This is a genomic window from Terasakiella sediminum, assembly GCF_033100395.1.
GTDB lineage: Bacteria > Pseudomonadota > Alphaproteobacteria > Rhodospirillales > Terasakiellaceae > Terasakiella.
In genome coordinates this window covers 15160-33103 of the sequence record NZ_JAWLVJ010000008.1, presented here as the reverse complement: position 1 = coordinate 33103, position 17944 = coordinate 15160, and the positions used below count along the sequence as shown (strand labels likewise).

The 17944-nt window shown below is 50.0% G+C and carries 15 protein-coding genes and 1 tRNA gene; 10 read left to right on the top strand and 6 right to left on the bottom strand.

Annotation, left to right across the window (positions count from 1 at the left end):
• Window positions 1–2: 2 nt before the first annotated feature.
• The gene (locus RYZ26_RS07795; protein WP_317682620.1) at window positions 3–185 is read right to left on the bottom strand and encodes a zinc-finger domain-containing protein; all 183 of its coding nucleotides are present in this window, start codon (window positions 183–185) and stop codon (window positions 3–5) included.
• 128 nt (window positions 186–313) lie between these two features.
• Between RYZ26_RS07795 and RYZ26_RS07790 the strand changes: the two genes are divergently transcribed.
• Window positions 314–1267, top strand: coding sequence for an ABC transporter ATP-binding protein (locus RYZ26_RS07790; protein WP_317682762.1), 954 nt, complete (start codon window positions 314–316; stop codon window positions 1265–1267).
• Window positions 1251–2228, top strand: a complete 978-nt coding sequence (locus RYZ26_RS07785) for an alpha/beta fold hydrolase (protein WP_317682619.1) — start codon at window positions 1251–1253, stop codon at window positions 2226–2228. Before RYZ26_RS07790 ends, RYZ26_RS07785 begins: the two co-directional genes overlap by 17 nt.
• Before the next feature lie 112 nt (window positions 2229–2340).
• On the opposite strand, the gene RYZ26_RS07780 is transcribed toward RYZ26_RS07785, so the two are convergent.
• Window positions 2341–2994 (bottom strand): glutathione S-transferase family protein, encoded by a 654-nt coding sequence (locus RYZ26_RS07780; protein WP_317682618.1) that lies wholly within the window; start codon window positions 2992–2994, stop codon window positions 2341–2343.
• 57 nt (window positions 2995–3051) lie between these two features.
• Between RYZ26_RS07780 and RYZ26_RS07775 the strand changes: the two genes are divergently transcribed.
• Window positions 3052–4437 carry a leucyl aminopeptidase family protein gene (locus RYZ26_RS07775; protein ID WP_317682617.1) on the top strand — a complete coding sequence of 462 codons (1386 nt, stop codon included), beginning with the start codon at window positions 3052–3054 and terminating at the stop codon, window positions 4435–4437.
• Between the two features lie 71 nt (window positions 4438–4508).
• Window positions 4509–4865 carry a MarR family transcriptional regulator gene (locus tag RYZ26_RS07770; RefSeq protein WP_317682616.1) on the top strand — a complete coding sequence of 119 codons (357 nt, stop codon included), beginning with the start codon at window positions 4509–4511 and terminating at the stop codon, window positions 4863–4865.
• A gap of 85 nt (window positions 4866–4950) precedes the next feature.
• On the opposite strand, the gene RYZ26_RS07765 is transcribed toward RYZ26_RS07770, so the two are convergent.
• Window positions 4951–5967 (bottom strand): complex I NDUFA9 subunit family protein, encoded by a 1017-nt coding sequence (locus RYZ26_RS07765; protein ID WP_317682615.1) that lies wholly within the window; start codon window positions 5965–5967, stop codon window positions 4951–4953.
• A 193-nt stretch (window positions 5968–6160) separates the two neighbouring features.
• On the opposite strand from RYZ26_RS07765, the gene RYZ26_RS07760 reads away from it, so the two are divergent.
• From RYZ26_RS07760 to RYZ26_RS07735, 6 genes are all read left to right on the top strand, one after another.
• A tRNA-Leu gene (locus tag RYZ26_RS07760) sits at window positions 6161–6247 on the top strand.
• A 217-nt stretch (window positions 6248–6464) separates the two neighbouring features.
• On the top strand, window positions 6465–6962 hold the full coding sequence (gene glmS, locus RYZ26_RS07755) for a methylaspartate mutase subunit S (RefSeq protein WP_317682614.1): 498 nt from the start codon (window positions 6465–6467) through the stop codon (window positions 6960–6962).
• A gap of 17 nt (window positions 6963–6979) precedes the next feature.
• A complete protein-coding gene (locus RYZ26_RS07750; RefSeq protein ID WP_317682613.1) occupies window positions 6980–8485 on the top strand; it encodes a methylaspartate mutase subunit E in 1506 nt (501 codons plus the stop codon).
• Complete coding sequence (locus tag RYZ26_RS07745) at window positions 8482–9729, top strand: methylaspartate ammonia-lyase (RefSeq protein ID WP_317682612.1); 1248 nt, start codon at window positions 8482–8484, stop codon at window positions 9727–9729. Before RYZ26_RS07750 ends, RYZ26_RS07745 begins: the two co-directional genes overlap by 4 nt.
• Window positions 9730–10878: a CaiB/BaiF CoA transferase family protein gene (locus tag RYZ26_RS07740; protein ID WP_317682611.1), complete on the top strand. Its 1149-nt coding sequence runs from the start codon at window positions 9730–9732 to the stop codon at window positions 10876–10878.
• Window positions 10879–10893: 15 nt separating this feature from the next.
• Entirely contained in the window at window positions 10894–11745 is an 852-nt protein-coding gene (locus RYZ26_RS07735; protein ID WP_317682610.1) for an HpcH/HpaI aldolase/citrate lyase family protein, read from the top strand.
• On the opposite strand, the gene RYZ26_RS07730 is transcribed toward RYZ26_RS07735, so the two are convergent.
• The 3 genes from RYZ26_RS07730 to putA all read right to left on the bottom strand — a co-directional run bounded on the left by RYZ26_RS07730 (window position 11729) and on the right by putA (window position 17940).
• Window positions 11729–12667 (bottom strand): LysR family transcriptional regulator, encoded by a 939-nt coding sequence (locus tag RYZ26_RS07730; RefSeq protein WP_317682609.1) that lies wholly within the window; start codon window positions 12665–12667, stop codon window positions 11729–11731. The two genes, RYZ26_RS07735 and RYZ26_RS07730, sit on opposite strands and share 17 nt — an antisense overlap.
• 9 nt (window positions 12668–12676) lie before the next feature.
• The gene (locus RYZ26_RS07725; RefSeq protein ID WP_317682608.1) at window positions 12677–14272 is read right to left on the bottom strand and encodes a FumA C-terminus/TtdB family hydratase beta subunit; all 1596 of its coding nucleotides are present in this window, start codon (window positions 14270–14272) and stop codon (window positions 12677–12679) included.
• Between the two features lie 209 nt (window positions 14273–14481).
• Window positions 14482–17940 (bottom strand): bifunctional proline dehydrogenase/L-glutamate gamma-semialdehyde dehydrogenase PutA, encoded by a 3459-nt coding sequence (gene putA, locus RYZ26_RS07720; protein WP_317682607.1) that lies wholly within the window; start codon window positions 17938–17940, stop codon window positions 14482–14484.
• Window positions 17941–17944 lie beyond the last annotated feature (4 nt).

Genomic DNA, 17944 nt, shown 5'->3' with positions numbered 1-17944 from the left:
TCTTAGTGACCGTGCAGTGCAACGCCTTCTTTCAAACGATAAGTCCTGGAACAATATGGGCAAACGACTTCATAGCCGTTTTCCTGCTCTAGGCTTAGGAAAACACGCGGATGGCCTGCTGCGCCCCCGCCCCCATCACATGCAACGGATGCTGTTTCTACCTCGATGATTTCTTCAGGCTTCATGATTGCCCCCTAAAAACATTGTCATATACTATTCTGAATGGTACCGATTGCTGGATAAGATTACAACCGGAGCAAACCCCGTGACAGCTTCTATAGCGCAAAAACAAACCGATGACACTACTCAATTGATGCCCGATGCGGCAATTGAGGTCAAAAACCTTTCAAAAACATACAAAGGCGCCCATGGCCAGCCGGAAAAACACGCGCTGAACGACGTGTCTTTGACGATTCCACGCGGATCCTTCTTTGCGCTGTTGGGTCCAAACGGGGCGGGTAAGTCCACTTTCATCAATATCCTGGCAGGACTTGTGACCAAGACATCGGGTGATGCCAACATCTGGGGCTATGACATCGAAGACCAGATGCGCGCAGCACGTCGTTCCATCGGCATTGTCCCGCAGGAACTGAACCTGGACCCCTTCTTCAACCCGCGTGAACTGCTGGAAGTTCAAGCGGGTCTTTATGGTGTTCCGAAAAATCAGCGCCGCACGGATGAAATTCTGGAAGCCGTTGGTCTGGCTGATAAGGCAACTTCTTATGCGCGTACGCTTTCCGGCGGGATGCGCCGTCGTCTGCTGGTCGCCAAGGCCATGGTTCATTCCCCGCAAATTCTGGTTCTGGATGAACCGACAGCTGGCGTGGATATCGAACTTCGCATGCAGCTGTGGGATTATGTACGCGAGTTAAACCGCATGGGCACCACGGTCCTGCTGACCACCCACTATCTGGAAGAAGCCGAAGAACTGTGTGACAAAGTCGCCATCATCAACCATGGCCGGCTGGTCGCGTGCGATGAAACACAAACCCTGCTGTCCAAAATGGATGCGAAAGAACTGATCATCACCATCAGCGAAATTGTATCCGAAGTCCCAGTATCGCTTCGTGGATTCGGTTTCAACGTCACCCTTCAGCCCGGTAACAAACTGTCCTTCCAATATAGCCCAAGCAAACTTGACGTTGCCAAAATTCTGGAACTGGTGAGTGAGGCTAACCTCACCATCACGGACCTGACGACGAAAGAAAGCGATCTGGAAGACCTGTTCCTCAGACTGACCCGCGAAGACAATGCGAAGATCGCTTAGCACCCTTTTCACCCTGCTTTTCCTTGCAGCCTGCACGCCGCATATCGAAGGGCTGGGTGAAAAAATCCGCGTGGCTGATCTGGTAGATGATCACTATATCGCCGAAGACGGGGTTAAACTGCCTTTGCGCATCTGGGAACCTGTTGAAGCACCAAAAGCCATCCTGATCGGTGTCCATGGCTTTAATGATTATGGCAATTTCCTCACGCCCGGGATGGAAACATACCTGCAGCAAAATGCCATCAAGCTGATCACCTACGACCAGCGCGGCTTTGGCGCAGCCCCCCACCGGGGCCTTTGGGCAGGGACAGAAGCTTTAACCCATGATCTGGCATCTATCATCCATCTGGTCCATGCCCGCCATGAAAAGCTGCCGCTTTATGTGATCGGAGAAAGTATGGGCGGGGCAGTTGTCATGACGACCCTTGCCAAGATCAAACCGCTGCCCGTGACGGGCGCTATCCTCTCTGCCCCGGCTGTCTGGGGGCCAAGCACCTGGCCCTGGTATCAAAAGGCAAGTCTCTATGCTGTCAGCTACACAATGCCCTGGCTGAAACTATCCGGCGGCGGAATTGTGCAACCCACAGATCATATTGAAAACTGGAAGAATTGGAGCCTCGATCCCCTTGTCATTCGCGGCACACGAGTAGATGGCCTTTGGGGGATAAGCTGGCTGATGCAGGACGCATTGGATCACACATCCGACCTGAAGGTCCCCACCCTTGTTCTCTATGGGCAAAAAGACGAGCTCATCCCCATGGGCCCGACAGGTCAGATGATCAGCGCCTTAGATGACAAACACAAAGTCGCCTTCTACCCCGACGGCTGGCACTGGCTGCCACGGGACAAGAACGGCCCTGTGGTGTGGAAAGATGTGGTGAGCTGGATTGGTGACCCGGACAAGGGATTACCGTCAGGGGCCGATGTCGGCGCGCGTGAGAAGATCATCCAACACCCCTAAACCGTCATGCCGCACCCGTTGCGGCATAATGGGTAAAAGCAATACTCTGGCTTCCACCCATTATCGCGCAACAAGTGCGCGATGACGGGTTTTAGATAACTTTTCGGCTGAATTAAAGCTCAACCGCGTCCATCACCCATTCTTCCGCTTTCGCAGCCTCAACCCAATCCTGCATGATCTCCATTTCACGCACGGCTCTGGAATAGTCCGCAAGCGCCCCTTCCAGCACAATGCCATAACTGTTAAAGCGCCAGATGACAGGGGCGAACATGGCGTCAGCAATGGAAAATTCACCAAACAAGAATGGACCTTCGGCAGTTTTCATGTTCAGGCAATCCGTCCAGATTTCCTTGATCCGGTCAATCTCTGCCTGACAGTCAGCACTGGGATTAAACCCATCCACAATACGACGAATATTCATCGGCATGTCATTGCGCACGGTGAAAAAGCCGGAATGCATTTCATAGGCCACTGATCGTGCCAGTGCCTTTTCGCCTGCATCAGATGGCCAGAGCTTGCCTGCGCCATGTTCTTCATTCAGATATTCACAAATTGCAAGGGAATCCCAAACATCAAAACCGTCTGCCTTCAGGATCGGAACCTTGCCTGCCGGAGAATGAGCCAGAATTTTTGCCTTGAAATCATCCTGCATCAGCGGGATCACCACTTCATCAAATTCAAGCCCAAGATGCTTCATCACCAGCCAGGGGCGCAGGCTCCAGGAAGAATAATTTTTATTCCCAACGACGAGAGTATAGCGTGACATGATTTTCTCCGTTAATGTAATGGCTTAAAGAAATATGCTGATCATAAAGGAAAGTCCATGGCTGCGACCGATTATTTGGTAAAGAAAAGCGACACCGCCCCCATTTCCCTTATTCCCGTTGCCAGAGACGGGTTTGACAAATGGCTTAAAAAACAGCCCAAGGACTTACAAAACTGGATCGATGCCAATGACTTCAAAGCGGCAGGTGGATCAACACTGGCTGTTGCGGGCAAGAAAGGAACCGTTGAAAGCATCCTTGTCGGGATCAGTGATGATAACATCATGTGGGATTTCGCCGCCCTGCCCGCCAAACTGCCCAAAGCCACCTATAAAATCAAAGGCCGCCTAAAAGCCGGGCAAGCCGATGCGGCCTGTCTGGGTTGGGCGCTTGGGACTTATAGCTTTGACTGGTACAAGGAAAGCACCAAGGATTTTGCAAGCCTGATCCTGCCCAAATCCGTTGACAAGACATTGCTGGATGCGCTTGCGGGCGGGATTGAACTGACCCGTGATTTGATCAACATCCCCGCAGCCGACATGGGCCCGATGGAACTTTCGCAAGCCGCACGTGATCTGGCAGCAGAATTTGACGGGGAATGCTGTGTCATTGAAGATGAAGGGCTGATTGAACATAACTTCCCGGCTGTCTATGCAGTCGGCAAAGGGGCAGCTGATGACCGCCGCCCCTGTCTGGTAGATATGGTCTGGGGCGATGACAAGAACCCAAAAGTCACATTGGTCGGCAAAGGTGTGTGTTTTGATACAGGCGGGCTGGATATCAAACCTGCACAGTTTATGAAGCTGATGAAAAAAGATATGGGCGGTGCGGCCCACGTTCTGGGGCTTGCCAAGGCCATCATGACGGCCAAGCTGCCGATCAACCTGCGTGTAATCATCCCAGCTGTTGAAAATGCGGTTTCCGATAAAGCCATGCGTCCTCTGGATGTGGTCGATAGTCGCAAAGGCGCCACCATTGAAATCGGCCACACGGACGCCGAAGGGCGCGTTGTTCTTGCCGACGGTCTTGCACTCGCCTGTGAAGATAAACCAGAAATGATCCTGGATTTTGCCACACTTACCGGGGCTGCCCGCGTTGCGTTGGGTACGGAACTGCCTGCCCTTTTCAGCAACAATGATGATCTGGCAAACGGATTGATGGAAGCAGGCAAGGAAACAGACGATCATATGTGGCGCCTGCCACTTTGGAAACCTTATCGCAAAGCTATTGACGGCAAGACGGGTGATATCTCCAATGAAGCCAATATGCCTTATGGCGGGGCGATTACAGCCGCCCTTTTCCTGGAAGAATTTGTTGAAAAGAATATCGCCTGGGCGCATATGGATGTCATGGGCTGGAACACATCGTCGCGTCCTGGCAAGCCAGAAGGTGGGGAAGCCATGGGCCTGCGCGCGGCCTTCCTGATGATAAAAAACAAATTTTAACAATTTAAGGGTTGCCCTTGGGCAGGACCTCCTCTAAAACTGTTCGAAACCGTAACGAATTGGCGAGAATTATGAGCGTAGAACTCGAACCAGTCCAGGCCCTGGATCTTTGGCGAAAAGCAATTCTGGAAAGTGTCCGACGCGATGGACCAGACCTGTCTGCCCGTCAGATGGCTTTGCTGCTGACCGTTTACCTGACACCACCGCCACACACCGTTCGCGGACTGGCTGATAGCCTGAATGTTTCCAAACCCGCCATCACCCGCGCCCTTGACCGTCTGGGTCAAATGGAACTTCTGCGCCGCAAAATCGATGACAATGACCGCCGCAGCGTGCTGGTTCAGCGTACCGTAAAGGGGTCAGTTTTCCTGCGTGAATTCGGTGAAATCATCGTCCATAGCGCTGAAAAAATGGGCGACGAAGAGTAATTCTTCCCTTTCCCATATATGTAATAAATAAAGGCCTTGAAGGATTATCCCTCAAGGCCTTTTGTTTTTTATATTCACTTTGAGCTTAAACGCGGCGTTCAATATGGCGCGCCTGACGTTTAAGTTGCTTGAAACGCCCTAGGTAGGAAGGCAGGATCAGATCTGCCAGCGTGGCCTCAACGCCCAAATCTTTCAGGCCCAAAGCCCCTTCGCTTACCACATTGTCAGTTTCCAGCATGGTCACCTGATCACGGGTCAGAAGTGGGTTCGGCAAAAAGCCGAGAATGCCGCCGAGAATCTTCGCGAACGGATAAGCAACCGGAGCGAGGAATCGATCACGTTCTGTATGTTTCAAGATACGTTTCATGATGCCCATAAAGGTCATCACTTCCGGTCCGCCCAGTTCAAACGTCTTGCCTTTGGCAGCATCGTTATTGATGGCATTAAAGGCCGCCTGTGCCACATCACCCACATAAACCGGCTGCAATTTCGCACCGCCATCGCCATAAAGGTTTATATCCAATTCGCCATTTTCAAATTTGACCTTCGGCATCAATGGTGCCCCGATCACAGGCAGAGCTGGTGTAAAACGCATGATGCCCGCAAACAGGTTGAAGAACCCATCTTCCGGACCAAATACCACACTTGGGCGCAGAATGGTTGCAGTTGGATACGCCTTCAACACAGCCTTTTCCCCGGCAGCCTTTGTGCGGGCATATTCAGCTTCGGCATTTTCATCAGCACCAAGGGCGGACATATGGATTAGATTCGCAACACCTGCGTCAGCACAGGCTTTGGCCACATTGGCAGCGCCTTCGGTATGAACCGCACCAAATGTCTGCTTGCCCCACTGAGACAAAAGACCAACCAAATTGACAACCACATCTGCACCTGCCACGGAACGCGCGACCATATCGGCGTTTCTGACATTACAGGCCTGTAGAATGATCTGACCGGGGTCCCCATATGGTTTCACCAGCATGGCGGATTCGACATCCCGCACGGCCACACGAACCGTGTAGCCATCTTCAGCCAGACGTTTTACAATATGACGACCCAGAAAACCGGATCCCCCGAATACTGTCGCAATTTGGCGCCCCATCACCCATCTCCTTAAAATGTGGTCTTCCCTATAGACTACATTGATTTATATACCCCTTGTGGGCACGCAGCAACCATCGGATTGGGGAAAATGACAGATGTTTCAATTTTCTTTCATTATTCCTATTGACATCTGCTTCACATAGCCCTAAAAACCGCCTCGCAAACACGACAGTACATGTCGTTGCAACTAAGCCCAGGTGGCGGAATTGGTAGACGCGCTAGCTTCAGGTGCTAGTTCTCGCAAGGGAGTGGAAGTTCGAGTCTTCTCCTGGGCACCATAAAAAAGGCCTTGTAACTCCGGTTACTTAAGGCCTTTTTTTATTGCTTCATCCCAAACATATCACACGCTATTTCCCGAACGCGACCACGCATGCACTACTCCCTGCTCATATTGATAAGCAATAATTAACAAAATAACTTAATAACTAAGCAAAGTTGACTAAATCAGAAGTGTCGACTAGGCATGTGTGCTCACTTCAGAACTGGATATTTTAGATGACGACTAAAACTGATGAATACACGATTGTCTTGGGTGTGATTGGGGCTGACTGTCATGCGGTTGGCAACAAAATCTTAGAAAATGCGCTCACCACAAAAGGGATCAATGTTGAAAACCAGGGTGTTATGGTTTCTCAGGATGAATTCGCCCAAGCTGCACTGGATTGTAATGCAGATGCTATTCTGGTCTCTTCCATCTATGGACATGGTGAAATCGATTGTCAGGGCTTTCGTGAAAAATGCGAAGAATATGGGATCGGTGACATCGTTTTATATGTCGGCGGCAACCTGGTGATCGGTAAGAAAGATTTTCAAGATGTGGAAAAGCAATTCCAGGAAATGGGATTTGACCGCGTCTTTCGCCCAACAGCAGACATCGCCCATGTCGCAGATTTATTGAAAGACGATATCAATCTTCACAGATCAAGAATTGGTCACAACTATTCTGCTGTTTTCCAGAAAACAGACACGTCTTCTGAAATCTCAAAAAACTGATAGCCTAAGCATAGACGATGATTGACTCCATTAATGTATCGAATAAACAGCTTTCAGATGCCGAATTTGAAGCTGAACGTGAAAAAGTCCTGCAGACCTGGCACACTGGCAAAGACGTCGATTTCCAAAAAGGCGTGAAACTGCAACAGGACCTGCCGAAAGAAAAGCAATTCTCTTCTGCCCTTGCAGATGCCCATGCCCAGGGGCGCACCTTGTTACAACCGCGCGCAGGTGTGGCTTTGCTGCGTGAACACACAAAGCTTCTGCAGGATTTAACCCCTTATTGTGATGTCCTGCCAACGACAGTTGATGCCTACACACGTCACAACAGATATGAAGAAGCCCAAAAAGGGATTGATAAATCCCGCGCTGCCGGAACCTCTCTTCTAAACGGTTTCCCCCCGGTCAACCATGGTGTTGAGGCTTGTTCCAATCTGGTTGCAAGCCTGGAAAAACCTGTCCAGGTCCGTCATGGCACACCAGACGCCCGGCTTTTAGGTGAAATCACGCTGGCGTCCGGTTTTTCAAGTTACGAAGGCGGTGGCATTTCCTACAATATTCCTTATGCCAAACGCATCCCGCTGGAACAGTCCATTCGACACTGGCAATATTGCGACCGTCTTGTGGGTCTGTATGAACGTGAAGGCGTGCGCATCAACCGTGAACCATTCGGCCCCTTAACCGGAACGTTGGTCCCACCCTTTATTTCACACGTGGTTGCCATCCTTGAAGGATTGCTGGCCCTGGAACAAGGTGCGCGTTGCATCACGCTTGGTTACGGCCAATCCGGTAATGTGGCACAAGACATTGCCGCAATCAGATCTCTTCGCAAACTGGCGAACCATTATTTCATGGATGCAGGTTTTGACGACTACGCTTTAACCACTGTCTTCCACCAATGGATGGGGGGGTTCCCCGAAGATGAAGACCAGGCCACCGCCGTTATCAGTCTTGGTGCGATGACAGCCAAATATGCAGGTGCGACCAAAATCATCGTGAAAACCCCACATGAGGCCGCAGGCATTCCAACCATGGAAGCTAACCGCGCAGGCCTGCAGATGACCCATCAGATGATTGGCATGATCGCCAACCAGAACCGCATTGAAACCATGGACATCACCCAGGAAATGGAAGTGATCGAAGCCGAAGTCCGCGCCATCATGCGCCGGGTCATCAAATTCGGTGAAGGTGATATTGCCAAGGGGGCGATTTTGGCTTTCAAAAAAGGGATTATCGATATTCCGTTCGCCCCTGCTGTCGAAAACGCAGGCAAGCTGACACCCATCCGCGACAATTTCGGCGCTATCCGTGTTCTGGAAACCGGACATGTCCCCCTGCCGCCAGACGTGCGTGATTTCAACCGTGAAAAAATTGATGAACGCGCCCTTGCCGAAGGTCGCAGCGCATCCTTTGACATGGTTGTCGATGATGTGCGTGCCATTTCCAGCGGCAAACTGATTGGCCGCCCTGATGGCTACCGAGAAACTACGAAAAAACGTTTGGCAGAGTATAACAAACTATGAAGATCGAAAAAGTCTACTTCGCACCTGGTTTTTCCTCCTTTTACTTTGACGACCAGGCAGCGATCAAAGCGGGTTCGAAACAGGACGGATTTATATATGTGGGGGAAACTCTCACCCCCGGGTTCAACAGCATTCGCCAGTCTGGGGAATGTGTGTCGATCATGCTGGAACTGGAAAACGGATTGCTGGCCGAAGGTGATTGTGCCGCTGTCCAATATTCCGGTGCAGGCGGACGTGATCCTCTCTTTACCGCAGAACGGTTTATCCCGTTGTTAAAAGAACATATTGAACCGTTGCTGATTGGTCGCGACATCGATACGTTCCGTGAAAATGCCGCCTTCTTCGACACGTTGGAAATTGACGGCAAACCGCTTCACACCGCCATCCGTTATGGCCTGTCTCAAGCCCTGCTGGATGCAACAGCCAAGGCAAACAAACTATTAAAGGTCGAAGTCGTGTGCCGGGAATATGACCTTCCGTTACAGACATCTCCCTTGTCCCTGTTTGCACAAAGTGGAGATGACCGATATGGCGCTGTCGATAAGATGATTTTAAAACGGGTAGACGCCTTGCCCCATGCGTTGATCAATAACATCCCAACCAAGCTGGGTGAAAATGGTGGCAAACTGTTAGAATATGTCACCTGGCTGACACGCCGCATTGAAGCCTTGCGCGATGGCCCGACCTATAGCCCCAAGCTCCATATCGATGTTTATGGAACCATTGGATTGATCTTTAAAAATGATCCATTAAAAATTGCTGATTACCTTATTCAGCTGGAAGAACGCGCCAAACCGTTTCAGCTCTATATTGAAGGTCCGGCAGATGCAGGGTCTAAAGACGGGCAGATCAAGCTTCTGGCAGAAATTAAAAAGCATCTGGATGACAAAGCCTCAAATGTGCGCATCGTTGCGGATGAATGGTGCAACACTTACCAAGATGTCGTTGATTTTGTCGATCAGAAATGCTGCCACATGGTGCAAATTAAAACGCCGGATCTCGGCAGCATCCACAATACAATCGAAGCCGTCCTTTACTGCAAAAAGCACACTGTCGAAGCCTATCAGGGCGGTACCTGTAACGAGACGGATATCTCGGCACGTACCTGCGTCAATGTAGCCCAAGCTACCCGGCCCGAGCGGGTACTGATCAAGCCCGGTATGGGGTTTGACGAAGGCATGACCGTCGTTGCCAACGAAATGAACCGTAATCTGAGCATACTTGCACAAAAAGGAGAGGCTTAAATGTCTCAGGATAGCCTGAAGCCCTATGAAGGGCTGCTGATCGTTTCACTTGAACAAGCCGTTGCTGCCCCACTTTGTTCCTGCCATTTCGCCCAGGGTGGTGCGCGTGTGATCAAGATTGAACGTGACACTGGTGATTTTGCCAGAAAATACGATAAGGCCGTCAAAGGCTCTGCCTCTTATTTCGTCTGGGCAAACCATGGCAAAGAATCTCTCTGCCTCAATATCAAAGATCCGGAAGATGCTGCCCTCCTCCATCGTATTCTGGAAAAGGCAGATATCTTTATTCAGAACCTTGCCCCCGGTGCGATTGAACGGGCTGGCTTTGGGTACGAAACCTTAAAGAAGAAAAACCCGAAAATCATTACCTGTGACATCAGTGGCTATGGTGACGAAGGACGTTACAAAGACATGAAAGCCTATGACTTCCTGGTTCAGTGTGAAAGTGGACTGGTTGCCGTAAATGGTGCACCGGGGCATCCAGGGCGCATCGGGGTTTCAGTTTGCGACATTGGAGCGAGCATGAACGCCATCATCGGCCTGCAAAAAGCCCTGATCGCACGCAGCATTTCTGGTAAAGGCAGTTCGGTCAAAGTCTCTTTGTTTGATACCGCCGCTGACTGGATGACCGTGCCGTTGATGCATACGGTTTATGCAGGCAAAGCCCCACAGCCTGTTGGATTGCATCATCCATCAATCGCGCCTTATGGCGGTTTTAAAACGGCGGATGGGGAAACCCTGGCAATCTCGATCCAGAATGAACGTGAATGGGTTCGCTTATGCCGCGATGTCTTTAACATGCCGGAAATTGCAACGGATGAGCTGTTCTGCAATGCCAGCGCACGTGTTGAAAACCGCCAGGCATTAGATGGACTTGTGACGGAGATTTTCAAATCCAAGACACGTGCGGAACTTGAAGAGTTATTGCAAAAGGCAGCCATTGCCTATGGCGGGGTGAATTCCGTTCAGACATTTTCCGAACATCCACAGCTGCGCCGAACAGAAGTCACCCTGGAAGATGGTGAAAAAGCTGAACTTGTATCCGCACCTGTTGTACATAGTTTCGAAAAAAGTGATTATAAATTCGGTCGTGTGCCGGCACTGGGTGAACATAGTGCCGATATTCGAAACGAATTTGCCCCTAGCTAAAGACAGGAAAGCCAGATGTCTGCCTCTTACCTTTTTGTGCCTGCCCATGAACGCCGCTTTGTTGAAAAAGCCCATCAGAGAAATGCCGATGTGGTCATTCTTGATATGGAAGACAGCGTTCCACTGGCCCAGAAACAATTTGCCCGCGATGTGCTGACTGAACATGTTTCTTTGCTGGCACAAAAAGGGCAGAAGGTCTGGGTGCGTATCAATCGTGACTTTGGCGATTGCGCGAAAGACATCCCGGCTACAACCCTAAGCGATGTTGCTGGAATCATCCTTCCGAAAGTCATGGGGTCAGAACATATCCGCCTTGTCGATGAACATCTGTCTTCCTGTGAACGCGAAGCAGCCCTACAGGCAGGGCAGATCAAACTGGTGGCGCTGATTGAAACACCTGAAGCCCTGATGAAAGCATGTGAGATTGCAAACGCATCCAATCGACTTCAGACCCTTGCTTTTGGAACAGAAGATTTCAGCACGGAATGTGGATTTGAAGCCAATGCTGATAACCTGTTTAACCCTGCGCAAACATTGATTATGGCCGCACGCCAAGCCCAGGTCGATGTGATCGGCTTGCCCGGGTCAATAGCAGAAGTCCATGACATGGATCGCTTTGGGGCCTTGGTAAAAAAAGCCAAGAACATGGGGTTTGACGGTGTGCTTTGCATTCATCCACGTCAGGTCGCCTGTGTAAATGACGTTTTCGCCATTCAGCCCGAAGAAATTGAATATGCCAAACGCGTTGTCGCTGCCTATGAAACAGCGATTGCAGAAAAACGTGGCGCAATTCAGCTGGACGGCAAAATGATTGATTTACCCATTGTCGTGCGTGCGCAGGCCTTGCTGTCTAAATCTCAGTCTTGAAAAATCTTTTCATAAATTCCGGGCCATTTTCCACAATGAAGGAACAGAGTTTCTTGGCCGCAGGTGGCAGTCTTTTGGTGCGCCGATGCACCACATACCAATCAGACTGAACGGGCGTTCGTTTAACATCCAAAACGGTCAGCTTCCCCAATTGACATTCCAGATCAATCGTATGACCGGAAATAAAAGCGATCCCAAGGTCTGCCATTACCGCCTGCTTGATATTGGCGTTACTATTCATCACCTGCCCCGTTGGCACATTCAAACCAGCTTGCTTGAAAAACTGTTCATGCACCATATGGGTGCCACAACCGTCTTCACGCTGAATAAACTTACAGCTCAGCAGGTCTATGGGACGGATTTGTTTTTCTTTTGCCATCGCATGTTCTGGATGGGCAATAATGACATAAGGGTGTTCGGCAAACCGGATGGCTTCCACGTCCAGACCTTCCGGCAAGCGCCCCATGAACGCCAGATCGATTTCTCCCTTTTCAAGTTGCGTGATCAAAACGTCGCGATTTGAAATGGAGATATCAATATCAATGTCAGGAAAGGCGTTTGAAAATTCTTTTAAAAGCTGAGGTGCAAAGTTCCGCGACGTCGTCACAATACCGATACTGACACTGCGCTCACGCCGATCAACTTCAGCACCGATCACTTCATAGGCTTCAGCCAACGTCTCATTCACCTTCGTTGCATAAGGCATCAACGCTGTTGCGGCGTGCGTTGGCTGAATGTTGCGTCCGTCTTTTTCAAACAGGTCGGTGCCGAAGGCATCACTCAGGCGGCTCATTTGCATGGAAACAGCCGGGGGCGTTAAGCCAAGTTGTTCTGCCGCTTTGATAAAATTGCGGTGTTCAACAGCTGCGATAAATATCTGCAATTGACGTCTTGTGACTTTAGACAGCTTCTCTTCACTCATGTCCTGTCCCTAGCTTGTGAAGAAATCATTTCCTTTGTTGTCAATTACCACAAAAGCCGGGAAATCCTGAACAACAATTTTAAAGACCGCTTCCATGCCGAATTCTTCAAAATCAATTTGTTCAATCTTCTTGATAACGTCGCGCCCTAAAACAGCGGCCGCTCCACCAACAGAACCCAAAAAGAAACCATTATGATCTTTGCAACTTTGAACCACATCGCGCGAACGATTACCTTTTGCGATCATCACCAGCGATGCACCATTTTGCTGCAAGTCACGCACATATGGGTCCATGCGCGCCGCTGTTGTCGGCCCAAAGGACCCTGACGCCCGTCCTTCCGGCGTCTTGGCGGGTCCGGCATAATAAATCGGATGTTCCTTCATATAATCCGGAAGTGGTTTTCCCTGACTCAATTGTTTGGCCAGTTCTGCATGCACGAGGTCACGCGCAACAATCATCGTCCCAGACATTAAAACAGGCGTTGAAACCTCCAAGGTCGAAAGTTTGTCGCAAATCTCACTCATCGGTTCATCCAGATTGATTTTCACCGCATCTGCACTATCAAAAAGGACATCCTGTAGATAACGCTGCGGTTCTCTTTCCAGCGCTTCAAGCCACACGCCATCACGATCAATGCGTCCCTTGATTTGACGATCAGCCGAACAACTGACACCAATCCCCACCGGAAGACTGCCCCCATGGCGTGGCAATCGGATGATGCGAATATCATGACAGAAATACTTGCCGCCAAATTGCGCACCCAATCCAATAGAGCGTGTGATCTCCAGAACTTCCCGTTCCAGTTCCACATCCCTAAAAGCACGTCCACTCTCATCACCGGATTGAACCAGATGATCCAGTTCTTTCGCCGATGCCATTTTGACGGTCTTCAGATTCTGTTCAGCAGACAGCCCGCCAATGACAATGGCTAAGTGATAAGGTGGGCAGGCCGTTGTCCCCAGGGATTTGATTTTTTCTTCCAGAAAAGAAAGCAATCTTTCCTTTTCAAGCAAACGGCGGGTTTCCTGAAAGAGAAAGGTTTTATTCGCCGACCCACCGCCTTTTGCCATGAACAGAAAGTCAATCGCATCGCCATTGACGGCCTCTACATCAATCTGTGCTGGCAGGTTGGTCCGGGTGTTTTTTTCTTCAAACATTGTCAAAGGCGCCATCTGGGAGAAACGCAGATTTAGCTTCTGCCAGGTTTCTTCAATCCCAGCACAAAACGCATCATGCAGATCACCATCTACGAGGACGTTCTGCCCTTTTTTGGCAGAAATGATCGCTGTGCCCGTATCCTGACAGCTGGGGAATTCCCCTTCTGCAGAGATCACGGCATTTTTCAATAATTGCTGGGCAACAAACTGATCATTGGTCGTTGCATCCGGATCCTGAAGAATATTCTGCAGCTGCTGCAAATGTGCGGGGCGCAGTAAATGAGACACATCTTTAAAAGCTTCTTTGGTTAAGGCCGTAATAGCTTCCGGTGAAATTTTAATAAAGCTGTCACCGTCAATTTCAATGTGACGAATGCCATTTGTCGAAATTTTACGAAAAGGATTGTCGTCTGTGCTTTTCTGAAAAAGCGCGGAATATGTCTTCATGGGACCTGAAACCTAAGGGGGATTAAAAAGATAAACAAAACTTATCTATTTTTACAAAATAGTAATTCTTATTTAACATATACCATATTCCATCATCAACTGTTTCTTTATGCACACCTCACTTAAGATACCATCGGCATCAGCCAAAAAAATCCCCGCCTCAAGACATAACCTCGATGCAGGGATTTCTTTTTTCAGATGATTAATAATTATGACGCCACCGCCAACAAGGCCGCATTGCCGCCTGCTGCTGTGGTATCAATACAGATATGACGTTCCAGCACACAACGATCTGCAAAATCATCGGCTGAAATCAGCGGAATGATCATCCCATCGCGCTTTGCCAGCGCCGAACGAATGGCTTTCAGGTCCGTTTCTTCACTCCAACTGACCACCGCATCAAAGCCAACAAGGCGGCTTAGAAAATCCCGTTCCAGATGACCTTCCAGCACCACAGGTACGGCACCACTTCTTCGAACGATGTCAGCTTGTTTCTCTGCAGCTTCAACAGTTGGGCCAAGGCAGAGGATCACACCACGCCCATAAACAGAAAGTTCGTTTTTCTCCCCGGTTGGACCAGGCAAAATATGACGGCTGAGCTTACCCCTTTTTTCAGGGACCGCTTTCGAAATTAACTCTTGAACCGCATCAAACGACAGAACCTCATCCATAGCAGGCAATGGGAGGGAAACTGTCTTTTCCTTCGTAAAGCGTTTCACATAAGCCGGACCACCCGCTTTTGGGCCTGTCCCCGACATGCCTTCCCCACCAAAAGGTTGGGAACCGACAATCGCACCGATCTGGTTGCGGTTTACATACATATTACCGACACACAGGTTCGACGTAATATGCTGAACCCGGTCATCAATCCGAGTATGAAGCCCAAAGGTCAACCCGTAACCGGACGCATTGACATCTTCAATGATCTGATCGATTTCAGAAGCCTTGAAAGTTGCCACATGCAGGACCGGACCAAAGATTTCTTCCGCCATCTCCTTGATGCCCGACACTTTCAAAACCGTTGGTGCAACAAAGGTACCTGTATCTGGACAAGCAATCTGTTTCATTACCCGACCTTTGACCGCAGCAATATAGCTATTGATCTTGGTCCGTGCCGTTTCGTCAATCACCGGACCCACGTCTGTTTTATAATCCCACGGATTTCCGACGCAAAGCTCATCCATTGCACCATAAAGCATTTCCAGGAAAGTCTCTTTAATATCTTCTTGCAGATACAACAGACGCAAGGCAGAACAGCGCTGCCCGGCAGACTGGAAAGCCGAAGCCACAATGTCTTTGACCGCCTGTTCCGGCAAAGCTGTGGAATCAACGATCATGGCGTTCAGCCCCCCCGTTTCCGCAATCAAGGGCGCACTGGAAACCGCGTGTTCCGCCATGCCCCGGTTAATATGCTGAGCAGTCTGCGTAGACCCTGTAAAACAGACGCCGGCCACCTGTTTATTGGCAACAAGACCAGCACCCACAACAGCCCCTGTCCCGGGCAGCAATTGCAAGGCTGTGCGCGGCACGCCTGCCTGATGCAATAGTTCCACTGCCACATGAGCCATGATCGGGGTCTGTTCAGCAGGTTTCGCCAGAACGCCATTACCAACCGAAAGGGCCGCCACAATTTGCCCGGTAAAGATCGCCAGCGGGAAGTTCCAGGGTGAAATGCAGGTAAAGATACCGCGCGCCGCACGACCTTCCAGTTCTGCGGCACGTGCAGCGTAATAGCGTAGAAAATCAACGGCCTCACGCAGTTCCGCGATGGCATCCATCGGTGTCTTGCCAGCTTCACGGGTCAGGATGGCGAAGATTTTACCGAAGTTTTCTTCATAAATATCAGCCGCTTTATTCAAGACGAACGCACGGTCTTTTGCAGACACACCTGTCCAGTCTTCAGCTTCTGCAATCGCTTTTTCAACATCCCCAGGACTTGCTAGCAAGACATGCCCCAAAACATCATCCGGGTTAGCAGGATTGGTGACGGTCATGGTTTCTGCCCCTGTTGCCTTCTCAGCAGTCAGCGGGGCAATTTCCCATGTGGTATTCATGAACGGACCACGGGCCGCGTCAATAGCTTCCACATCATCATCATTATGCAGATCCCACCCCTTTGAATTCGGACGTTCAGCCCCATAAAGATCTACAGGCTTTTTAATAAAACCACCCGCATTCTTCAGACTTTCGCTGTGGGTCACAATCGGATCATCCGCGATTTCAGAAACTGGAACAGAGGTATCAACGATTTGGTTCACAAAGGATGAGTTCGCGCCATTTTCCAGAAGGCGACGCACCAGATAAGCCAGCAGATCACGGTGCGGCCCGACAGGAGCGTAGATGCGACAACGCACATTTTCACGTTCATGCACCAATCGGTGTAACACTTCGCCCATGCCATGCAGACGCTGGAATTCAAATGCCGCCTCATCTGTTGCCAATTCCAGGATCATCGCAACACTGTTGGCATTATGGGTCGCGAACTGCGGATAAATCCGATCCGTCATCGCCAGAAGCTTTTCTGCACAATAAATATAAGAACAATCAGTCGCTGATTTTTTGGTAAAGACGGGGAAATCAGAAAGCCCTTCGACCTGAGCGCGTTTGATCTCCGTATCCCAATAGGCACCTTTCACCAGACGCACCATGATTTTACGATCAAGCTTGACTGATAGATTATAAAGCCAGTCGATGACAAAGCTTGCCCGTTTGCCATAGGCCTGAACCACAACACCAAATCCATCCCAGCCTTCAAGGCGTGGATCAGACAAAACAGCCTCAATCACATCCAGGGATAAATCCAGACGATCGGCTTCTTCCGCATCAATGTTCAGCCCCATATTGGCCTCTTTTGCCAAAAGGGTCAGGGCAAGGGTGCTTTCCACCAACTCTGTCATCACCCGATCACGCTGCCCCACTTCATAGCGTGGATGAAGGGCGGATAGTTTGATGGAAATGCCGGGATTTTCTGCAACTGTATCAGCTTTGGCATGGCTTGCGAGATATTCGATAGACGCTTTATAGGATTGGAAGAACTTGTCCGCATCTTTCTTGGTCAGGGCTGCTTCGCCCAGCATATCATAGGAAAAAGTGTAACCGTCTTCTTCCTGTTTCTTGCCGCGTTTGACCGCATCACCAATAGTTTCACCCAACACAAACTGGCTACCCAGTTCTTTCATGGCATGTTTGACGGCCAGACGAATGACAGGTTCACCCAATCGTTTGACCAAGCCATGAATGGTGGCACCAATACCTTTGGAGGCATGATCATCCAGCACTTTCCCGGTCAGCATCAACCCCCAGGTCGAGGCATTGACCAGCATGGAATTGGAATGGCCCTTATGTTCGGACCAGGCAGACGGCGCGATCTTGTCTTCAATCAGATGATCCATGGTTTCCGCATCCGGCACCCGCATCAAAGCTTCTGCCAGACACATCAGGGCCACCCCTTCATTGGTGGACAATCCATATTCTGCCAAAAACACTTCCAGCAAGGCGGGCCTGTCATCATTTCGGATATCTTCAATCAACGTACTGGCACGGCTTACCATGCGATTTCGCTGATCCATAGACAGGACAGAATTTTCCTGAAGGGCAGACAGAACTTCAACTTCATCTTTTAAGTGGAAGTGGCGGATTTCTTCTCTGATTTCTTGAATAGTTTTCATCTGG